General features: G+C 46.1%; 19 protein-coding genes. 14 read left to right on the top strand and 5 right to left on the bottom strand.

Annotated features, from left to right (window positions below; all coding sequences use genetic code 11):
• Positions 1-191: 191 nt before the first annotated feature.
• Positions 192-404 (top strand): IS3 family transposase, encoded by a 213-nt coding sequence (locus B5F17_RS15345; RefSeq protein ID WP_407922596.1) that lies wholly within the window; start codon positions 192-194, stop codon positions 402-404.
• 80 nt (positions 405-484) lie between these two features.
• On the opposite strand, the gene B5F17_RS12840 is transcribed toward B5F17_RS15345, so the two are convergent.
• Together B5F17_RS12840 and catA are read right to left on the bottom strand one after the other, a co-directional pair.
• Positions 485-1,159 (bottom strand): alpha/beta hydrolase, encoded by a 675-nt coding sequence (locus B5F17_RS12840; protein ID WP_087374416.1) that lies wholly within the window; start codon positions 1,157-1,159, stop codon positions 485-487.
• Between the two features lie 59 nt (positions 1,160-1,218).
• Complete coding sequence (gene catA, locus B5F17_RS12845) at positions 1,219-1,845, bottom strand: type A chloramphenicol O-acetyltransferase (RefSeq protein ID WP_087374418.1); 627 nt, start codon at positions 1,843-1,845, stop codon at positions 1,219-1,221.
• A gap of 198 nt (positions 1,846-2,043) precedes the next feature.
• On the opposite strand from catA, the gene B5F17_RS12850 reads away from it, so the two are divergent.
• From B5F17_RS12850 to B5F17_RS12875, 7 genes are all read left to right on the top strand, one after another.
• Positions 2,044-2,721 carry a response regulator transcription factor gene (locus B5F17_RS12850; RefSeq protein WP_330396597.1) on the top strand — a complete coding sequence of 226 codons (678 nt, stop codon included), beginning with the start codon at positions 2,044-2,046 and terminating at the stop codon, positions 2,719-2,721.
• The gene (locus B5F17_RS12855) at positions 2,715-3,296 is read left to right on the top strand and encodes a HAMP domain-containing protein (RefSeq protein ID WP_087374419.1); all 582 of its coding nucleotides are present in this window, start codon (positions 2,715-2,717) and stop codon (positions 3,294-3,296) included. Before B5F17_RS12850 ends, B5F17_RS12855 begins: the two co-directional genes overlap by 7 nt.
• A 21-nt stretch (positions 3,297-3,317) precedes the next feature.
• Positions 3,318-3,815, top strand: a complete 498-nt coding sequence (locus B5F17_RS12860; protein ID WP_087374421.1) for a sensor histidine kinase — start codon at positions 3,318-3,320, stop codon at positions 3,813-3,815.
• Between the two features lie 65 nt (positions 3,816-3,880).
• Entirely contained in the window at positions 3,881-4,603 is a 723-nt protein-coding gene (locus tag B5F17_RS12865) for an LptM family lipoprotein (RefSeq protein WP_087374423.1), read from the top strand.
• Positions 4,603-4,692, top strand: coding sequence for a CD1871A family CXXC motif-containing protein (locus tag B5F17_RS15255; RefSeq protein ID WP_456236535.1), 90 nt, complete (start codon positions 4,603-4,605; stop codon positions 4,690-4,692). Before B5F17_RS12865 ends, B5F17_RS15255 begins: the two co-directional genes overlap by 1 nt.
• Positions 4,685-5,539 (top strand): 4Fe-4S binding protein, encoded by an 855-nt coding sequence (locus tag B5F17_RS12870; protein ID WP_087374425.1) that lies wholly within the window; start codon positions 4,685-4,687, stop codon positions 5,537-5,539. Before B5F17_RS15255 ends, B5F17_RS12870 begins: the two co-directional genes overlap by 8 nt.
• A gap of 5 nt (positions 5,540-5,544) precedes the next feature.
• A complete protein-coding gene (locus B5F17_RS12875; RefSeq protein WP_087374427.1) occupies positions 5,545-6,093 on the top strand; it encodes a TlpA family protein disulfide reductase in 549 nt (182 codons plus the stop codon).
• Between the two features lie 257 nt (positions 6,094-6,350).
• Here the strand turns inward: B5F17_RS12875 and B5F17_RS12880 are convergent, their stop codons facing one another.
• Together B5F17_RS12880 and B5F17_RS12885 are read right to left on the bottom strand one after the other, a co-directional pair.
• A complete protein-coding gene (locus B5F17_RS12880) occupies positions 6,351-7,208 on the bottom strand; it encodes an AraC family transcriptional regulator (RefSeq protein WP_087374429.1) in 858 nt (285 codons plus the stop codon).
• Positions 7,205-8,053 carry an AraC family transcriptional regulator gene (locus B5F17_RS12885; RefSeq protein WP_143287745.1) on the bottom strand — a complete coding sequence of 283 codons (849 nt, stop codon included), beginning with the start codon at positions 8,051-8,053 and terminating at the stop codon, positions 7,205-7,207. The genes B5F17_RS12880 and B5F17_RS12885 overlap by 4 nt, the downstream gene beginning before the upstream one ends.
• A 410-nt stretch (positions 8,054-8,463) precedes the next feature.
• Here B5F17_RS12885 and B5F17_RS12890 point away from each other — a divergent pair, with 410 nt between their 5' ends.
• Both B5F17_RS12890 and B5F17_RS12895 read left to right on the top strand, forming a co-directional pair.
• Positions 8,464-9,777, top strand: coding sequence for a hypothetical protein (locus B5F17_RS12890; protein WP_087374433.1), 1,314 nt, complete (start codon positions 8,464-8,466; stop codon positions 9,775-9,777).
• A 117-nt stretch (positions 9,778-9,894) separates the two neighbouring features.
• Positions 9,895-10,938: a sugar ABC transporter substrate-binding protein gene (locus tag B5F17_RS12895; protein ID WP_087374435.1), complete on the top strand. Its 1,044-nt coding sequence runs from the start codon at positions 9,895-9,897 to the stop codon at positions 10,936-10,938.
• 168 nt (positions 10,939-11,106) lie between these two features.
• Here B5F17_RS12895 and B5F17_RS15350 read toward each other — a convergent pair whose 3' ends face one another.
• Positions 11,107-11,277, bottom strand: coding sequence for a GntT/GntP/DsdX family permease (locus B5F17_RS15350; protein ID WP_407922595.1), 171 nt, complete (start codon positions 11,275-11,277; stop codon positions 11,107-11,109).
• 203 nt (positions 11,278-11,480) lie between these two features.
• On the opposite strand from B5F17_RS15350, the gene B5F17_RS12905 reads away from it, so the two are divergent.
• The 4 genes from B5F17_RS12905 to B5F17_RS12920 all read left to right on the top strand — a co-directional run bounded on the left by B5F17_RS12905 (position 11,481) and on the right by B5F17_RS12920 (position 15,188).
• Complete coding sequence (locus B5F17_RS12905; RefSeq protein WP_087374437.1) at positions 11,481-11,735, top strand: uroporphyrinogen decarboxylase family protein; 255 nt, start codon at positions 11,481-11,483, stop codon at positions 11,733-11,735.
• A gap of 164 nt (positions 11,736-11,899) precedes the next feature.
• Positions 11,900-12,586, top strand: coding sequence for a D-lyxose/D-mannose family sugar isomerase (locus B5F17_RS12910; RefSeq protein ID WP_016148429.1), 687 nt, complete (start codon positions 11,900-11,902; stop codon positions 12,584-12,586).
• An 11-nt stretch (positions 12,587-12,597) separates the two neighbouring features.
• The gene (locus B5F17_RS12915; protein WP_087374439.1) at positions 12,598-13,473 is read left to right on the top strand and encodes an aldose 1-epimerase family protein; all 876 of its coding nucleotides are present in this window, start codon (positions 12,598-12,600) and stop codon (positions 13,471-13,473) included.
• A gap of 878 nt (positions 13,474-14,351) precedes the next feature.
• Entirely contained in the window at positions 14,352-15,188 is an 837-nt protein-coding gene (locus tag B5F17_RS12920) for a tyrosine-type recombinase/integrase (protein WP_087374441.1), read from the top strand.
• Positions 15,189-15,217 lie beyond the last annotated feature (29 nt).

Genomic DNA, 15,217 nt, shown 5'->3' on the forward strand with positions numbered 1-15,217 from the left:
GGGAAGAAGTTATGTCACGAATTCGTGCAGGAGAAAGCCAATATACGTTGAGTCGGGAGTATGGAATCTGGTGCCGGACACCATTCGCCTGGCCATGAAGCAAGCGAAAAAGAGGGTCGCACCTCCACAGCGACCAGGGGGTTCAGTACACCCCGCAAGCATACTTTGACCTGACAAAATCTTATGGAATTATACCCTCAATGTCAAGACGAGGAAATTGTTACGACAACGCTATGGCGGAAAATTTCTTTTCTATCCTCAAGACAGAGTGTATCTATCGCCGTAAATCAGACTCATTCTGTGAGGCCAATGAAATACTTGACCGTTATATTCATTTTTACAACGATGAGCGCATTCAGCTTAAAACTGGAGTGGCGCCGCTTATGCTGCGCCACTCCAGTTAAAACTTCATATTTTTCTACATAGCGGCCTTTTTGTACTGTCCGCACAATCTGGAGCAGTTTAAAATCCTTCGGCTTTTATGTTATCTGCTTAGCAGCCAACCGATACCCGCAGCGGTGCGCTCGGTCGCATGATTGTAGTGATTGCCAGAATTTTGCTGAAATACGGTAGTGATACCTTTTTCCTGATAAAAAGTTTGAATTTCCTCGGTGTTTGATTGCACGCTTTGCAGAATAGGATTGCGCGTTTTGCTCTCTTTATCGCCCAAAGAAAAATACATATAATCCGGTTGGCATTTCGGCTTGTGGGAAAAGATGTACTCTTTTATGCCCGGAAACCATAGAGAGCCGGACATACTGCCCACGCGGGAAAACAGGTCTGTCTGATAGATCGCGTACACGGCGAACAATCCTGCCAGAGAATATCCGGCGATGCCGCGCCAGCAGGGCGTTCCGGCAAGATTATTTTCTACGGTGGGGACAATGATTTCGGTTAACAGTTTGAGATAATCGTCTGCACCACCTGTACAGGGCGGTGTGTTTTTAAAGATTGGCGGGCAGTCCCACGGAGCCATATCGTGATCCCAGTCCAAGTCGCTGATTGCGATTAATGTAAACGATGGATAATGGGCATCTTGTGCCGCTTGAAAGATTTTCTGTCCTTCGCCGGAAAAGGTGTTGAGGTAAATCACGGGAGCGTTTGGCACAGAACTTGCAAAAACGGATATGGTTTTATTGGCGATGGAAAATGTGCGCATTTGACTTCACCTGCTTCTGTTTTTGATCATAGATGCAAATATCGCCTTTATTGCAACACTTACGCGCCTAACGTATCGATCAGCTCCTGCAATTCATTGATGAAGCGGCTGGTGTGGAATCCATCACAGACCGCATGGTGCACCTGTACAGACAGCGGAATATAATATTTCCCGTTGTCTTGCTGATATTTTCCAAAGGTGAAAATCGGCAGAAGATAGTCATATCCGTTTTTCAGATTCAGATTAAACCCTTCAAAGGTAGTCCAGGGAATCATGGAGACCGGGAAGGTGTTCTCTGGGGCATTTGGCTTTGCCATCATCCCTTCTGTATTGCCGTAACGCTCCATATCTTCCTGATATCGCGCGCAGAACTCGGTATAGTCAGTCGTATACGCCGTCCAGAGGTTGGAAAAGGTTTGTGAGTCTTTGTGGAAAATCGTATAGCACGGCATCATTTCGGAAAATACGCCGACCTGCCCGTTTTCATTCATCGAGGTGCGGAACTCCTCGTGTCGATTGACGATCGTAGTGAGTCCGTACAAAAGGGTAGGATACAGCTTTTTATCTTTCAAAGCGGTAATATCCAGTTTTACCGTTATGCTATACGTGCAGGGAACGTGTTTAAAGTAATGATCAAAATATTCTTTTCGCTTCCAAGCTTCCTGTTCAATCAACTGAAAGTCCATTGTATCCTTCTGTTTGGAACAAATCAATAAGTATCGACGTTTTGTATTCAGTACCTCTTCTATTATAGAAGTTTTGTGAAGCTGAAACAATATATGCGGGAAAGAACATGCGTTCGTCAAGCAGGGTTGAGAAATTGCAAGATTGTCACTATAATGAATACAAAATCTGTGAGTACCTCGTGCTGTGGGAAATAAGAGATGGAGATTGATATGCGGATTTTAGTGATTGAGGATGAAAAAGAATTATTACAGGATATTGCCAAAGGCTTGAGCTTAAAAGGATATGCGGTAGATCAGGCTGACAATGGCAGGACAGGCTGCCAGATGGCGATTGATGAAGCGTACGACCTTGTCGTATTGGATTTGAATTTACCGGAAATGGACGGTTTTTCTATTTTGAAGGAACTTCGCCGGGAAAATCCGCAGACGAAGGTCTTGATTTTATCAGCCAATTCGGAATTGGACAGCAAACTGTCTGGTTTTGAACTGGGCGCCAGTGATTATCTGACAAAACCGTTCCATTTTGCCGAGCTGGAAGCGCGTATCCGTGTCTTATTAAACCGCAAATTCGTTCAGCAGTCCAACTGCCTGACCTATGAGGCGATTGTACTGGATACTTTGAATCGAACCATAGAAATCCATGGGGTACCGGTTGGTCTTACCACAAAAGAATTCGCTATTTTAGAGTATTTTCTTTTGAATCAGGGACGTTTGATTACCCAACAAGAGCTGATCGATCACGTTTGGAACGGAGATTCCGACCCGTTCAGCAACTCCATTCGGGTACATCTGTCCGCTCTGCGGAAAAAGCTGAAGAGTGCACTGGGACATGATCCCATTCAGACAAAAATCGGAGAGGGGTATCGTTTGTGCTGAAAAAGATTCCGCTGCGCATCCGCTTTACGCTGGTTGCCAGTTTGTTCTTGCTGATTTCCTGCGTCACATTGATGCTGCTGTCCAATGTATCGGCAGTACAGATGGTAGAAGCGGTCGCAACGACACCGGCGCTGGAAGACGGCTCGATGCCGATCTTATCGTTGGAACCCGCGATGTCGGTTGAGGAACCGTACTATGAGATGTTCCAGCAGAAAACAGCGATTGCTACGGTTTTGATCGTTTTGGTTGGAAGCGTAGCCACTTATTTTGCGGCAGGATATGTGCTGAAACCGATTCGTGATTTGTCCAGCGAGGTACAGAAGCGCAGTATCGAAAACCTGGGAGAGCCGATCGAACTGCCGCAGAGTGCCGATGAAATCCGGCAGCTGACGGTGTCATTTAACCAGATGATGGCAGATTTACGGCGTTCTTTTCTCTTGCAGAAAGAGTTTTCCGCCAATGCTGCACATGAGCTCCGAACACCGTTGGCCGTCATGCGGGCGAAGTTGGATGTTTTTTCATTGTCAGAACAGGTCGATCACGGGACGCAGGAAATGGTAGATTCCATCAGCTAACAGCTGGAACGCCTGTCCGTCTTGATTGAAGATTTGCTGTGGTTCAGCAAGGATTTACCGCTGGAAGAAATGACGCCCGTTCCGCTGTATCCGCTGCTCTGTGATGTAGCAGAAGAGCTGTCCAGTGTCGCCGACGAGAAAACAATCGAAATTCAGATTGAGCAGACAGATTGTTATGTTTTGGGACAAGATCGACTGTTAGAGCGGGTGTTTTATAATCTTTTGGAAAATGCGGTGAAATACAGTCCGGCGGGCAAACAGGTTCGTATTACGACTCAAAAGGAACAAGATTGCGTGCGGGTACAGGTTGCCGATCAAGGCGAAGGCATTCCAGAGGATTGCCGGAGTGCGATTTTTGAACCGTTCTTTCGCGTAGACAAATCCAGAAGCCGTGCCGTCGGTGGGAGTGGTTTGGGACTTGCGGTGTGTAAGAAGACACTAGAGCGCCATCACGCGCAAATTTCGGTTTTGCCCAATCATCCCAACGGCAGTATATTTGAAATTACCTTTCGATCTTAACAGCAGCTTTATATGAGATGTGCTATACTCCTTCTGCAAATCAAACAGCAGAAGGAGTTATTTTTATGAAACGATTGGCAGCAATTCTTTTGGCGATGGTCTGCGCATTTTCTCTGGCAGCCTGCGGCAATCAGACACCTGGTTTGGATGAAGTTGAGCAGGCGATTGAGAGTGGAAGCCTGACTCTGGAGGATGCAGTGGATAAGGGTTGGGTTACGCAGGAATGGGCAGACACGTACGTGGAACAGCGGAGCGTCCCGGCCAGCAGTAAGACAGAAGCTGGTGCCATTGGCGCGTTCACGACCACGACGCTGTCTGGGGAAGAGTTCACCCGCGAGAACATGGGAGGTGTTACCCTGTTTGCGTTTGTAGACCCGAACGACCCGGATGCAGCAGCTTTTTATCAGGCTTTGGTCAATGGATATGAGGGTATCAAGAAAAACGGTGCGGAAATTCTGGTATGCACCAAAAGCGAAGATGGAAATGAATTGTTTGAGGACGCGCCGTTTCCTGTGATTCGCTACAATGATTCGCTGAAAAGTGCCACGGAAAATCACACTGGGATGATAGAGGGACTGCCCAACACGGCTTGCTGGTGTGTCAATACGTCGTTCTATTCGGCATGGTTCTCTGCTGTGGAAGCTGAGGAGCTTGCAAACTCCGCGGCGAGCTTTGCGGACATGCAGAAGGAAATGACCGGTGAGAGCAGCGACGAAGGAAATGCGATGGCGGTGATGGGATCAGTCTGCGAAAAGCACCGCTGGTCTTTCTGGCAGCTGCCATTGTGATGATTGGAATTGGTGTCTTGCGAGGTGAAGCGGATACGGTTTTCAGCAAGGGAATCAATCTGTGTTTGGAGTGTGTCGGCATTGGCTAAGAATCAACATAGGTGGAAAATCCAACTGGCGGCAACCCTTGCTTCCAATCCGTTTTTTCTGAATTTTTTCCGGGGAAAAATTTATAAAGGAAGTCTCAAAGGTGTCTGTGTACCGGGATTGAACTGTTATTCCTGTCCCGCAGCCTCTGCATCCTGTCCTATCGGCTCTTTGCAGGCCGTGATCGGCTCGTCGAAATTTCATTTTGCCTATTACATTGTGGGCATTTTGATTTTCATCGGCGTACTGCTCGGGCGAGTCGTGTGTGGTTTTCTGTGCCCGTTTGGATGGTTTCAGGAGCTGCTACACAAGATTCCCACCAAAAAGTTCAGCACCAAAAAGCTGCACGTGCTCACCTATCTCAAGTATGGCATTTTGTTGGTGTTTGTGATCGTCCTTCCCATGACAATCGTGAATGAGGTAGGATTGGGTGATCCGTTTTTCTGTAAACATATCTGTCCCGCCGGCATTCTCGAAGGCGGTATCCCGCTGTCCCTCGCAAACGAGAGTATTCGTGCCAGCCTGGGAGAATTATTTACCTGGAAAAGCTGCATTCTGTTGGGAGTTATTATGCTCGCGGTATTTTTCTATCGTCCGTTTTGCAAGTGGATTTGTCCGTTGGGAGCATTTTATGCACTGTTTAACAAGGTATCCCTTTATAGATTCCACATCAATGCAGATCGGTGCACATCCTGTGGAGCTTGCAGCAGGGTGTGCAAAATGGACGTGGATGTGTTTCGTACACCAAACCACGCAGAGTGCATTCGGTGCGGAGACTGTATTCGAGCCTGTCCGCACCAGGCAATTGCAAAAACATTTTCTATGAAGTCGGACACTGAAAGAAGGTAAAAAATATGCGAAAAATTATTTGTCTCTTTCTGGTTTTGGTGATGAGTACCGCCTTATTTGCGGGCTGTGGTTCACAAGAGCAGGAGTTGGTTTCAAAAACGCCATTCCCTGAATTTACAGAGACCGATATGGAAGGCAATACCATAACCAATGATATTTTTGCAGAGTATGATGTCACCATCGTCAATTTCTGGAACAATGGATGCGGAACGTGTATTGCAGAAATGCCGGAATTGGAAGAGATGTACCAAGATTTTAAAGAAGATAATATCAATTTGATTGGTGTGGGAGCAGATTCTGGAGAGAGTCAGGAACAGTTGGACCTTGCTCGGAGCATTTTAAAGGAAAAAGGCGTGACCTATCAAAATATCTCGCCCAATCCGGACAATGATTTTTATAAAGAATTTATTGCCGATATTGCCGGATATCCGACCACTTACATTGTAGATCGGGAAGGGAATATCATTGGTGCACCTTTGATTGGCAATGTGAAAGAACAAATGGACACGCTGCAAAATCGGATTGACCAGATTCGAGGAACTGAGAAAGAATAAAAAGAAAAAGCTGCGACATTGCTGCAGCGATAAAATAAAGGTTTCGATATCAAGGGAAATCTCTTAAAAAGAACACCGGACACAGAATATATAGCTCTGTGTCCGGTTTTGTGCTTCGGTTTGGATAAAAACAATAGAATGATAGCAACAGTCTCTGTAATATTGGAAAATAGATTGCAGCCGAGAGGATTTTTATAGAAAAACGCGGCATAGGATTTTGTTTGTGCGTAAGCTTTTTTGGATTCGCATAGATTTGCTCAAGACCACTCATCTCCCTGATGTTGGACACGAAACTCCTGAGGTGTACAGCCGACACGGTCGGTAAACTGTACAATGAGGTTGCTGCTGTTGGCGTAGCCAACCTGTTTGGCGATTTGCGGCAATGTTAGAGATGTACTGGACAAAAGTGATTTTGCCTGATCAATGCGTGAGTATGTGATAAAGTTGCTCGGTGATAATCCGGTAATATCTTTAAAAATATGCGAAAAATAGTAATCGCTTAACCCACATAGCTCGGCCAGCTCGTGTAGGGTTATTTTTTTGCCCACATTAGACCGAATATATCGCACGGCTTCGTTGATCGCATCGCCATGCTTTTGCAGCTGCGGAGACATCACCGGATTGTCCAACAATGTCAAAACCCGATAAATGCGTCCTGAGCTTGCCATTACACTTTCGCTGTTATTGTCCTCATAGAACTGGATCAGATCGCGCAGCTCATCGTGCACCTTTTCATTGTTCGGTCCGTCTATGACCAGACCGCTCGTACGATTGATATATCGGCACAATTCATGTGCCTGTGCTCCGTCGAAATGCAGAAAATAAAACTCCAATGCATCGGTTGCATAGTAGTGATGCGGCTGTGTACAGTCAAATAGCAGAATCTGACCATCACTGGCCTGATACTTTTTTTCTGATAATTCCAGGTAGAGCGTACCGCTGCACACATAGACAAGCAGCAGCCTGGGGAAATGCTTTCGCTTGATATAGTATTCCGCAGTGCAGAAGTAATGTCCGCACATGGTTGGATACAGAAAGATTTCCTTTGCTTCGGTGTTTGGTGAAAAAGAAAAACAGGTGGATTCCGGTAAGATACCGATTTCAAAGTTTCTCATAACATACCCTCCTGATTGGGAATCGACTTAAAATAACGAGGTGGATAACCAGTCACTTTTTTGAATAGTCTCGAAAAATAATTTGCATCATAGATTCCTACACGACTGGCGATTTCTGATATCGATAGATTGGTGACCTGAAGCAGTTCAAGCGCTTTTGAAATCCGCACATGATTTAGATAATCGATTGGTGACATATTGACAATGGATTTGAAAATTGAGCGAAAGTAGGTCGGCGTAATGCCTTGACTCTGCGCAAAGGCGTTAAAATCAAATGGAATAGTGATATCTGCCTCAATCTGACTCAAAACTGAATTGACCATATCTTCCTTCCATGAGTGATAGTCCATCGTGCTTTTAGACTGTCCCTCAAGAATGCGGTTTAACGTAATCAGTAGTTGTTCCAAGTAGCACTGCTTCATGCCTAGATATCCCACGTCCTGCGTGTTCTGTTCGGCTTCAAGTGCCTGCAAAATTGAAAGAATGTGATCTTTATCGGTGCCGAGCAGTTGGACTCGGTGACTGTATTTCGATTGCCTCTGGCTATCAGGCGGCGAATCTCCGTCTGTCCATGATAACATATACTCTGGATGATGTTCGGTTAGAGAGATCGGAGCACGATCTTCGAGCAATCGGTTGAGCTTTTCTGATGTTGCATTCCGATCAAAGTGGCAGGTATAAGCTTCGCATCCTGTTCGAAGAGATACTGCGTGTGCTTCTTCTGGTGCGATAAATACCAGACTTCCCGCCAGCAGCACAATATGTTCTCTGCAATAAAAAAGCTCGCCGTATCCCTGTGATATAAAAATAATCTCACAAAATTTATGCCGATGCAATGATGCCATACGATCTGGTAAGACAGGTCCTGTGTACTGTGCGATCGTTATGTCTGACGAATCCGCCTTCACACGTTCTTGGTATGCAATCACAAGATCACCTCAAAAAACAAAATAAATTATTCATGGTCATACAACACAAGCGGGAGAAAGCAAAATTATAAGTATTGCACAATGAGAATAAAGAATGTTTTGGATTGTGCTAGTTTATGATGTTTCTATTCTAACATATTTTGTTTAAAAATGATATAATAATTTCACAAAATACATGATTTTTAGAAAAGCTTCTAAATTTAATGCTTTTCGCATGGGATTTTAAAGCTTATACACATTGCGCAAAATAAATTATACTTGCGGAACGGCATTGCAAAAATAAAAGCAATATAAATTATTTTACTGCTAGAGAAAAGGAGTGGCACATGATTACAGAAAAAGAAAAAGCCGTCATTCGAGATCTTGCTAAGCGGCTGGCAGAGTTGGCAAACCTTCCAATTATGGAAGAGCGCAGAAAATTATGGTACGCGCACAACGACCTCAAGACCGATCAGCCGGTGATCGATTGCTCGCCTGAGGGTGCATGGCGCGAGGTGATCCGTCCGGACAGTCTGGAGTGTCAGGATGCAGCGGCCAGAGAAATCGAGTGGGAACTGCGTGCACGTATCTATCGTGCCGAGGTCATCAACGACGATGTACCGGCTGAACTGCGCTGGGACTGCCGCAAACTGATGTCCGACACCGGCTGGACGCTAGACGGACAGGCAGCACACAACGCCTTTACCAACGAATCGGTACACGTCCCGACGATTTCCACCATCAACCCCTTCTGGCGCCCCGACTACACATTCGACGAGACCGCAGCGCACTTTGAGCCGCTCATCAGCGATGATGACATGGAAGATGAAGATATCGCTTCTCGTCTGATTGCGCCTCGGGTGATTTATGATGAAGCTGGCTCCAAGGAAAAATTGGAGATTCACCAGGAGCTGCTTGGAGACATTTTGGATGTACACTGGACGGGCAACACCTACATTGCATTTTCCTGGATGGAGACTTACACCAAAATCCGCGGCTATGAAAATGCCCTGTACGACCTCTATGATTATCCCGAGCAGATGCACAAAATCCTTGCTGTGCTGGAAAAGGGATATCTCAACCTGTATCAGCAGCAGCTCGATCTGGGTCTTCTGGATATGAACCATGGTTGTCAGTATAATGGAACGGGCGGCTATGGCTACACCCACGATCTGAGTGCTCCGGCGCCGGGTGAAAAGCTGACCTTTAAAAATCTGTGGGCGTATGCCGAGTCGCAGGAATTTGTTTCGGTCTCTCCCGAGATGACTAAGGAATTCGCCATCGATTATGAAAAGCGTCTGCTGTCGAATTTCGGACTTTCGGCGTACGGATGCTGCGACAATCTGGAAAACAAGCTCAAAGATGTTTTGACCATTCCCAACATTCGCAGAATCTCGGTTTCCCCGTGGGCAGATGTCCGTTCCATGCGTGACCAGATTGGCATGAAGGCTATTTTCTCGTGCAAGCCCAATCCCTCTTATGTTACAAGTGGCTGGGACGAGGATTTCATGCGGGATTACACCATGAAGCTGATGCAGGACGGTAAGGGTACGGCCTTTGAGATCATCCTCAAGGACACCCATACCATCCAGAACGACCCCAGCCGCCTTAGAAAATGGACCGATCTTTGCCGTGAGTGTGCAGCTAAGGTATTTGGTTGATGCATTCATTATCTTCAACCAGCAGGTATAAACCAAATATGCGCGGCTGCAAGTCGTGGATATGCTTGGTTGTCTGAAATATTAACACCCAAAAGGTGGTATAAAGGAGAAAGAGAAATGAAACAGAGCAAAAAAAGAGTCCTCGCAGCAGTCCTCAGTGGTATGTTTATGATCGGCTCTTTCGCTGGATGCGGCGGAGGAACCACCACAGATTCCACAGCCGATTCCCAAAACACGACAGCCACCGAAACGACGACTAAAGATCGTTCGGACATGACGATCAAGGTTGTGCTGAAAACGCTTGCCTCTGAGTATTGGCAGTATGTCCAGACCGGCTGCAAAGCGGCTGGCCGTGATCTCGGCGTAAACGTTGAAGTTTTGGGTGCAACCTCCGAAACTGCTTACGAAGAGCAGATTCAGATCATCGAAACCACGCTCAATGCCTCTGATACCGACGCAATGGTCGTGGCTCCGTTACAGGCCGACAGTGTAGCAAATCAGATCGCAAACACATCGATTCCTGTTGCAGCAATCGATACGCAGGTTGATTCCGATAAGGTTTTGAGCTTTGTTGGTTTCGATAACGAAGAGATGGCTGAACTCGGCGGTAAGGCTGCGGTAGAAGCTGCTAAGGAAGCTGGATGGACGGAGATCACGGCAATTGGTATTGCAGGCGTACAAGGCGACTCCACATCTGAAGCACGTATGAAGGGTTATCAAGCTGGTATTGAAGCAAGTGGCGGCACTTTCCTGATGGACGAGCTGCAATATGCGAACTCCACCGCCGATCAGGCTGTAACTTGCATGGAAGCCATCGTACAGAATCACCCTGAAGGTGTCTCGATTATCTTTGCCAACAACGATGACATGGCAATCGCAGCGAAGCGCGTTGTCGAAGGAAACCCCGCTTACGAAAACACTATTTTCTGCGGATGTGGTGGTAATACCGCTGCAATGGAAGCAATCCTCAACGGTGAAGAAACCATGACGGTTGCAGTTGACGGTTATGACGTTGGCTACCGTGGCGTGCAGGCAGCGGTCGAAGCACTGGAAGGCAAGACTCCTGAGAAGTTCATCGCATCTCCCGCAACGATTGTTACGATTGAGAATGCAGAAGAGCATCTCGCAGAAGTACAAAAGAAGGAAAACGATACCGTATAAACCCATATAATCTTTTTTCAGGAACAGCATACTCTCTCTTTATCCACATAAAAATGTAAACTCTCTCTTTCTTAATGCAAACGAACTCCGATGTCGTGCGATTGTGCGGCATCGGAGTTTTTTTGTGCATAAGATCTGCTGGATTGGAACAAAAAGAGGGATAAAAAATCACTCCGCCCATGTAGAATGCGCAGACGGGGTGGTGAAAGGATGGATTGGTATTTGAATCCGATTAAAAATGAGAGAAATGATGAGTGCAACCACAAAACCAGTGGTACCAACAATGGTTTCCATCATCGTCCAGGTCTTGAAGGTGGCCTTTTCATCCAGGCTGCACAATGACTTAACCAGCCAGAAGATAGAGTCATTGAAGTACGAGAATACCAGTTGGATCGGATTAGATGATTCGAACGGCTGGATTATGACCTTTTCCGGTTTTTCTCGAATAATGAGATCGACTTACAGATGCTTGTCTTCATCTTTGATTAATACATGGAGGCCTTTATATGGGGACTCTTCTTTTTTGAAATAGGACGACCGATATGGGTTGCGCACGGTCGGTGATATCGGATGACGTGGTGCTGATGGATAATATCAATTGCGGTGAACCCATGTGCATTGGTACACCGGAGGATGTGCGTCGTCAAGTGCAGTCCATTATTCAGGCGACCAAGGGACGCGGAATTATCCTCAGTTCAGGCTGTACACTCGGTGCCAATACCAAGCCGGAAAATATGGAAGCCCTGATTCAGGCGGCACGTGAGTTCGGCACAGAAGAACGACTAAAAACTATGTAATATAGCCAAATTTAATGGCCTTGCAATTGTAACATAAAAAGGGTATTCTAAGGGAAAATAAGGCCATAAACAGGGCATATACGGTATTTGTTTATATAATTTGTTTCACGTGCGTATTGCATGTATCGGTCTACTGAAACTACCTGGATAAAGGAGAATTTTCTATGAAACGTTCGGAGATCAACAAGGCATTGAAAGAGCTGGAAGCAATGTGCGAGAAGTATTGCCGCAAGCTGCCGCCGTTCTGCCATTTCACGCCCGAGCAGTGGCAGGACATCGGCCATGAATATGACGAAGTCAGAGATTGCATGCTGGGCTGGGACATCACCGACTACGGCATGGGTGACTTTGACAAGATTGGCTTTTCGCTGATTACCATTCGAAACGGCAACCAGCACATGAAAGACAAGTACCCTAAGGTATATGCAGAGAAGCTGCTGTATCTGAAGGAAGGCCAGTATTCGCCCAACCATTTCCATTGGTATAAAACCGAGGATATCATCAACTGCGGCGGCGGAAATGTACTGATTAAGGTTTATAACAGTCTGCCTGACGAGGAGATTGACTACGAATCCGATGTCACCGTACATACGGATGGCCGTACTTATACGGTGCCGGCTGGCAGCGTCATTCGTTTGACGCCTGGCGAGTCCATCCACATCCAGCAGTACATGTACCATGACTTTAACGTAGAGCCGGGTACTGGCAGTGTGCTGCTGGCCGAGGTGAGCCAGTGCAACGACGATAATACGGACAATCGCTTCAATCCGCCGGTTGGACGCTTCCCTGCAATCGAGGAGGACGAGCCGCCGTATCGTCTGCTGTGCAATGAGTATCCCGCAGCTAAGTAAAGGGGACTGCTATGCTTTATGCCATTCAAAATAGCAAGCTGCTTTTAGCGGTAGATTCTCTGGGCGTCCAGATGATGCACTTGCAGACTGTGGACGGACGGGAATATCTGTGGCAGGGCGATGCGGCGTATTGGCCTGACCGTGCACCGGTGCTGTTTCCGTTCATTGGACGACTGACTCACAATCGTTATCGGTATGAGGGACAGGAGTACCCGATGGGCATTCACGGCTTTGCGGCACAGCAGGAATTTGCTTGCCGCACCCATGACCCTGACCGGCTTGTGCTGGAATTGACCGATAACCCGGAAACACATAAGCAGTATCCCTTTTCTTTTTCGCTTGCCATTACTTATCAGCTGGTCGAAGACCGTGTTGAGATTTCGTATCAGGTCGAAAATCACAGTGAGAAAGTGATGTGCTTTGGCATCGGTGGGCACCCGGGATTTCGTGTACCGCTGGAGGAAGGTGAGCAGTTCACCGATTATGTACTGGAATTTACCGGTAGCTGCCAGCCCGATCGAGTCGGCTTTACGCCCGAAGTTTACCTGAGCGGTCACGATCAGGCATATCCGCTGGTCGAAGGCAAACTGCTTCCTCTGCGGCATGATTTGTTTGACGAAGACGCGATTATTTTGAAAAACATGTCCAGAGAAGTGACGCTGCGCTCTCGCACCTCTGTACATGGCGTTCGGGTGACTTATCCGGACATGCCCTATCTGGGAATCTGGCATTGGCCCAAGACAGATGCGCCTTATGTCTGCATTGAGCCGTGGACATCCTTGCCGGCACGACAGGATGTCATTGAAGATTTTGAATGCAAAAGTGATATGATTCATCTCATGCCCGGAAAGACGTACACAAATTGCTGGTGCATTCGTATCTTTTAAACGATGGACGTGATTGCATTGTGTGAGCTGCTAAAGATTGGGAAGTCGATGGAATGTCAGGGTAATCAGAACTGAAGCAGATTGTTCGGTTGCAGCTAGTTTGTCTACAGAAAAATCCGGTGATGTTCTATCCACCCCTGAATATGAAGAAGTTATCCGTACAGGGAAAATTTGATTTATCCGTGCGAAAGTGAGTCTAAATGTGATATGCAGAGGACTGGGAGCAAAAAAGAGAGCATTAGCTCTCTTTTTTTGTTTGTCTGATAAAACGTTATATCACAATTTTTCAAATTTTACGTGAATCTCTTCGGTGTGAATTAGGAGTAGGCTGTTGCTGCGTGTAAAATATAAGGTTGTCGTTGCGGTTACAGGGGGCGAAAGAGTCAACTGACTACGGATAGTTGTTAAAACTATCTATCGATGTGCAATAACTAATACGGTGCGCTCTGACAATATCAACCTTGTTAGACGTGTTCAACTTGAGTTTATGAGCAGAGGGCACTTGAACATTTTGATGCTATTGCTAAAGTTATAACGATACTAGTCGTATTTACGCTGCGTACTTTGCATTTCTTTTGATAAATATTTACAAATGTCTTTCACCGCGTTATCAGTGCATTTTGATAGTCGATCAATCTTAGCGGGATGAATATTTGCTCGCTTTCTCATACATCACAAGGTGCAATGGTATTTTGGACTTGTAAGAGGGTATAAGAAATAGAACCCGGAGAACTTTCCTTTGGGCTCACTATCATAGTATGCGCGCAGATTGAATTGGACTTTAATATATAACAATGTATTTGAAATACTGCATGAGCTCGATTTTTTTAATAAAATGGATATAATAAGTTCATATTTATGAAACAGGAGAGATCGTCATGCGAGATAGAGAAAATCAATTGTTAGCTTTTGTTGACCACCTTCGAGAAGAGGAACGCAGCGAGGGGACAACGCAAAAATATTTACGCGATGTGCGCAAGTTTCTAAGCTGGCTGCAACAGAGAACGCTGAATAAAAATGAGGTTTCAGATTGGAAAGCGCAACTTTTATCTGATGGCTATGCGCCGGAAACTGTTAATTCGATGGTTGTTGCCCTCAATCGCTTTTTGAGCTTTATCGATCGAGCTGATTGCCGTGTACGAACTTTGCGCATTCAAAGGAAGTTGTTCCGTCGTCAGGAACGCGAGCTGACCCGGTCGGAGTACGAGCGATTGGTAGAGACTGCCGGAGGAACAGGGAAAGAGCGACTTGCCCTGTTGTTGGAATCGATCGCGGCAACCGGAATCCGTGTGTCTGAGGTGCAGTATTTGACAGTGGAGGCTGCTAAGACAGGACGGACAGAAATCTCGCTCAAAGGGAAAATTCGCGTCATTTTACTGCCGCATAAACTATGCCGTAAGCTGTTAAAGTATGCCAGAAAGCAAAAAACCGTTTCGGGACAGATTTTTCTGACCAGAAACGGAAAGTCGATGTCGCGAAAGCAGATTTGGGCGGAGATGAAAGCACTGTGTAAAGCTGCGGGGATTGCAGCAGACAAGGTGTTTCCACACAATTTGCGTCATTTATTTGCAAGAGAGTTCTATAAAATATGCCGAGATGTGGTAAAACTTGCCGATATTCTGGGCCATAGCAGTATAGAAACAACTCGCATTTATCTGCTCTCTACGGGTGAGGAACATGTAAAGCAGTTATCTCAATTAAGACTGATTTCATAAGTATATAAGACAAAATCTATATTTTGTCT

Origin of the sequence: Butyricicoccus pullicaecorum, from assembly GCF_002160355.1 — a bacterium.
GTDB classification, from domain to species: domain Bacteria; phylum Bacillota; class Clostridia; order Oscillospirales; family Butyricicoccaceae; genus Butyricicoccus; species Butyricicoccus pullicaecorum.

What these genes read in the sequence shown, in the direction of transcription:
- B5F17_RS12905 (WP_087374437.1), top strand. Translation starts at nt 11,481, where the DNA reads ATGGGTTGCGCACGGTCGGTGATATCGGATGACGTGGTGCTGATGGAT.
- B5F17_RS12840 (WP_087374416.1), bottom strand. Translation starts at nt 1,159, where the DNA reads ATGCGCACATTTTCCATCGCCAATAAAACCATATCCGTTTTTGCAAGT.
- B5F17_RS12880 (WP_087374429.1), bottom strand. Translation starts at nt 7,208, where the DNA reads ATGAGAAACTTTGAAATCGGTATCTTACCGGAATCCACCTGTTTTTCT.
- B5F17_RS12895 (WP_087374435.1), top strand. Translation starts at nt 9,895, where the DNA reads ATGAAACAGAGCAAAAAAAGAGTCCTCGCAGCAGTCCTCAGTGGTATG.
- B5F17_RS12920 (WP_087374441.1), top strand. Translation starts at nt 14,352, where the DNA reads ATGCGAGATAGAGAAAATCAATTGTTAGCTTTTGTTGACCACCTTCGA.
- B5F17_RS12850 (WP_330396597.1), top strand. Translation starts at nt 2,044, where the DNA reads ATGGAGATTGATATGCGGATTTTAGTGATTGAGGATGAAAAAGAATTA.
- B5F17_RS12885 (WP_143287745.1), bottom strand. Translation starts at nt 8,053, where the DNA reads ATGGCATCATTGCATCGGCATAAATTTTGTGAGATTATTTTTATATCA.
- B5F17_RS15255 (WP_456236535.1), top strand. Translation starts at nt 4,603, where the DNA reads ATGATTGGAATTGGTGTCTTGCGAGGTGAAGCGGATACGGTTTTCAGC.
- B5F17_RS12915 (WP_087374439.1), top strand. Translation starts at nt 12,598, where the DNA reads ATGCTTTATGCCATTCAAAATAGCAAGCTGCTTTTAGCGGTAGATTCT.
- B5F17_RS12875 (WP_087374427.1), top strand. Translation starts at nt 5,545, where the DNA reads ATGCGAAAAATTATTTGTCTCTTTCTGGTTTTGGTGATGAGTACCGCC.
- B5F17_RS12865 (WP_087374423.1), top strand. Translation starts at nt 3,881, where the DNA reads ATGAAACGATTGGCAGCAATTCTTTTGGCGATGGTCTGCGCATTTTCT.
- catA (WP_087374418.1), bottom strand. Translation starts at nt 1,845, where the DNA reads ATGGACTTTCAGTTGATTGAACAGGAAGCTTGGAAGCGAAAAGAATAT.
- B5F17_RS12910 (WP_016148429.1), top strand. Translation starts at nt 11,900, where the DNA reads ATGAAACGTTCGGAGATCAACAAGGCATTGAAAGAGCTGGAAGCAATG.
- B5F17_RS12890 (WP_087374433.1), top strand. Translation starts at nt 8,464, where the DNA reads ATGATTACAGAAAAAGAAAAAGCCGTCATTCGAGATCTTGCTAAGCGG.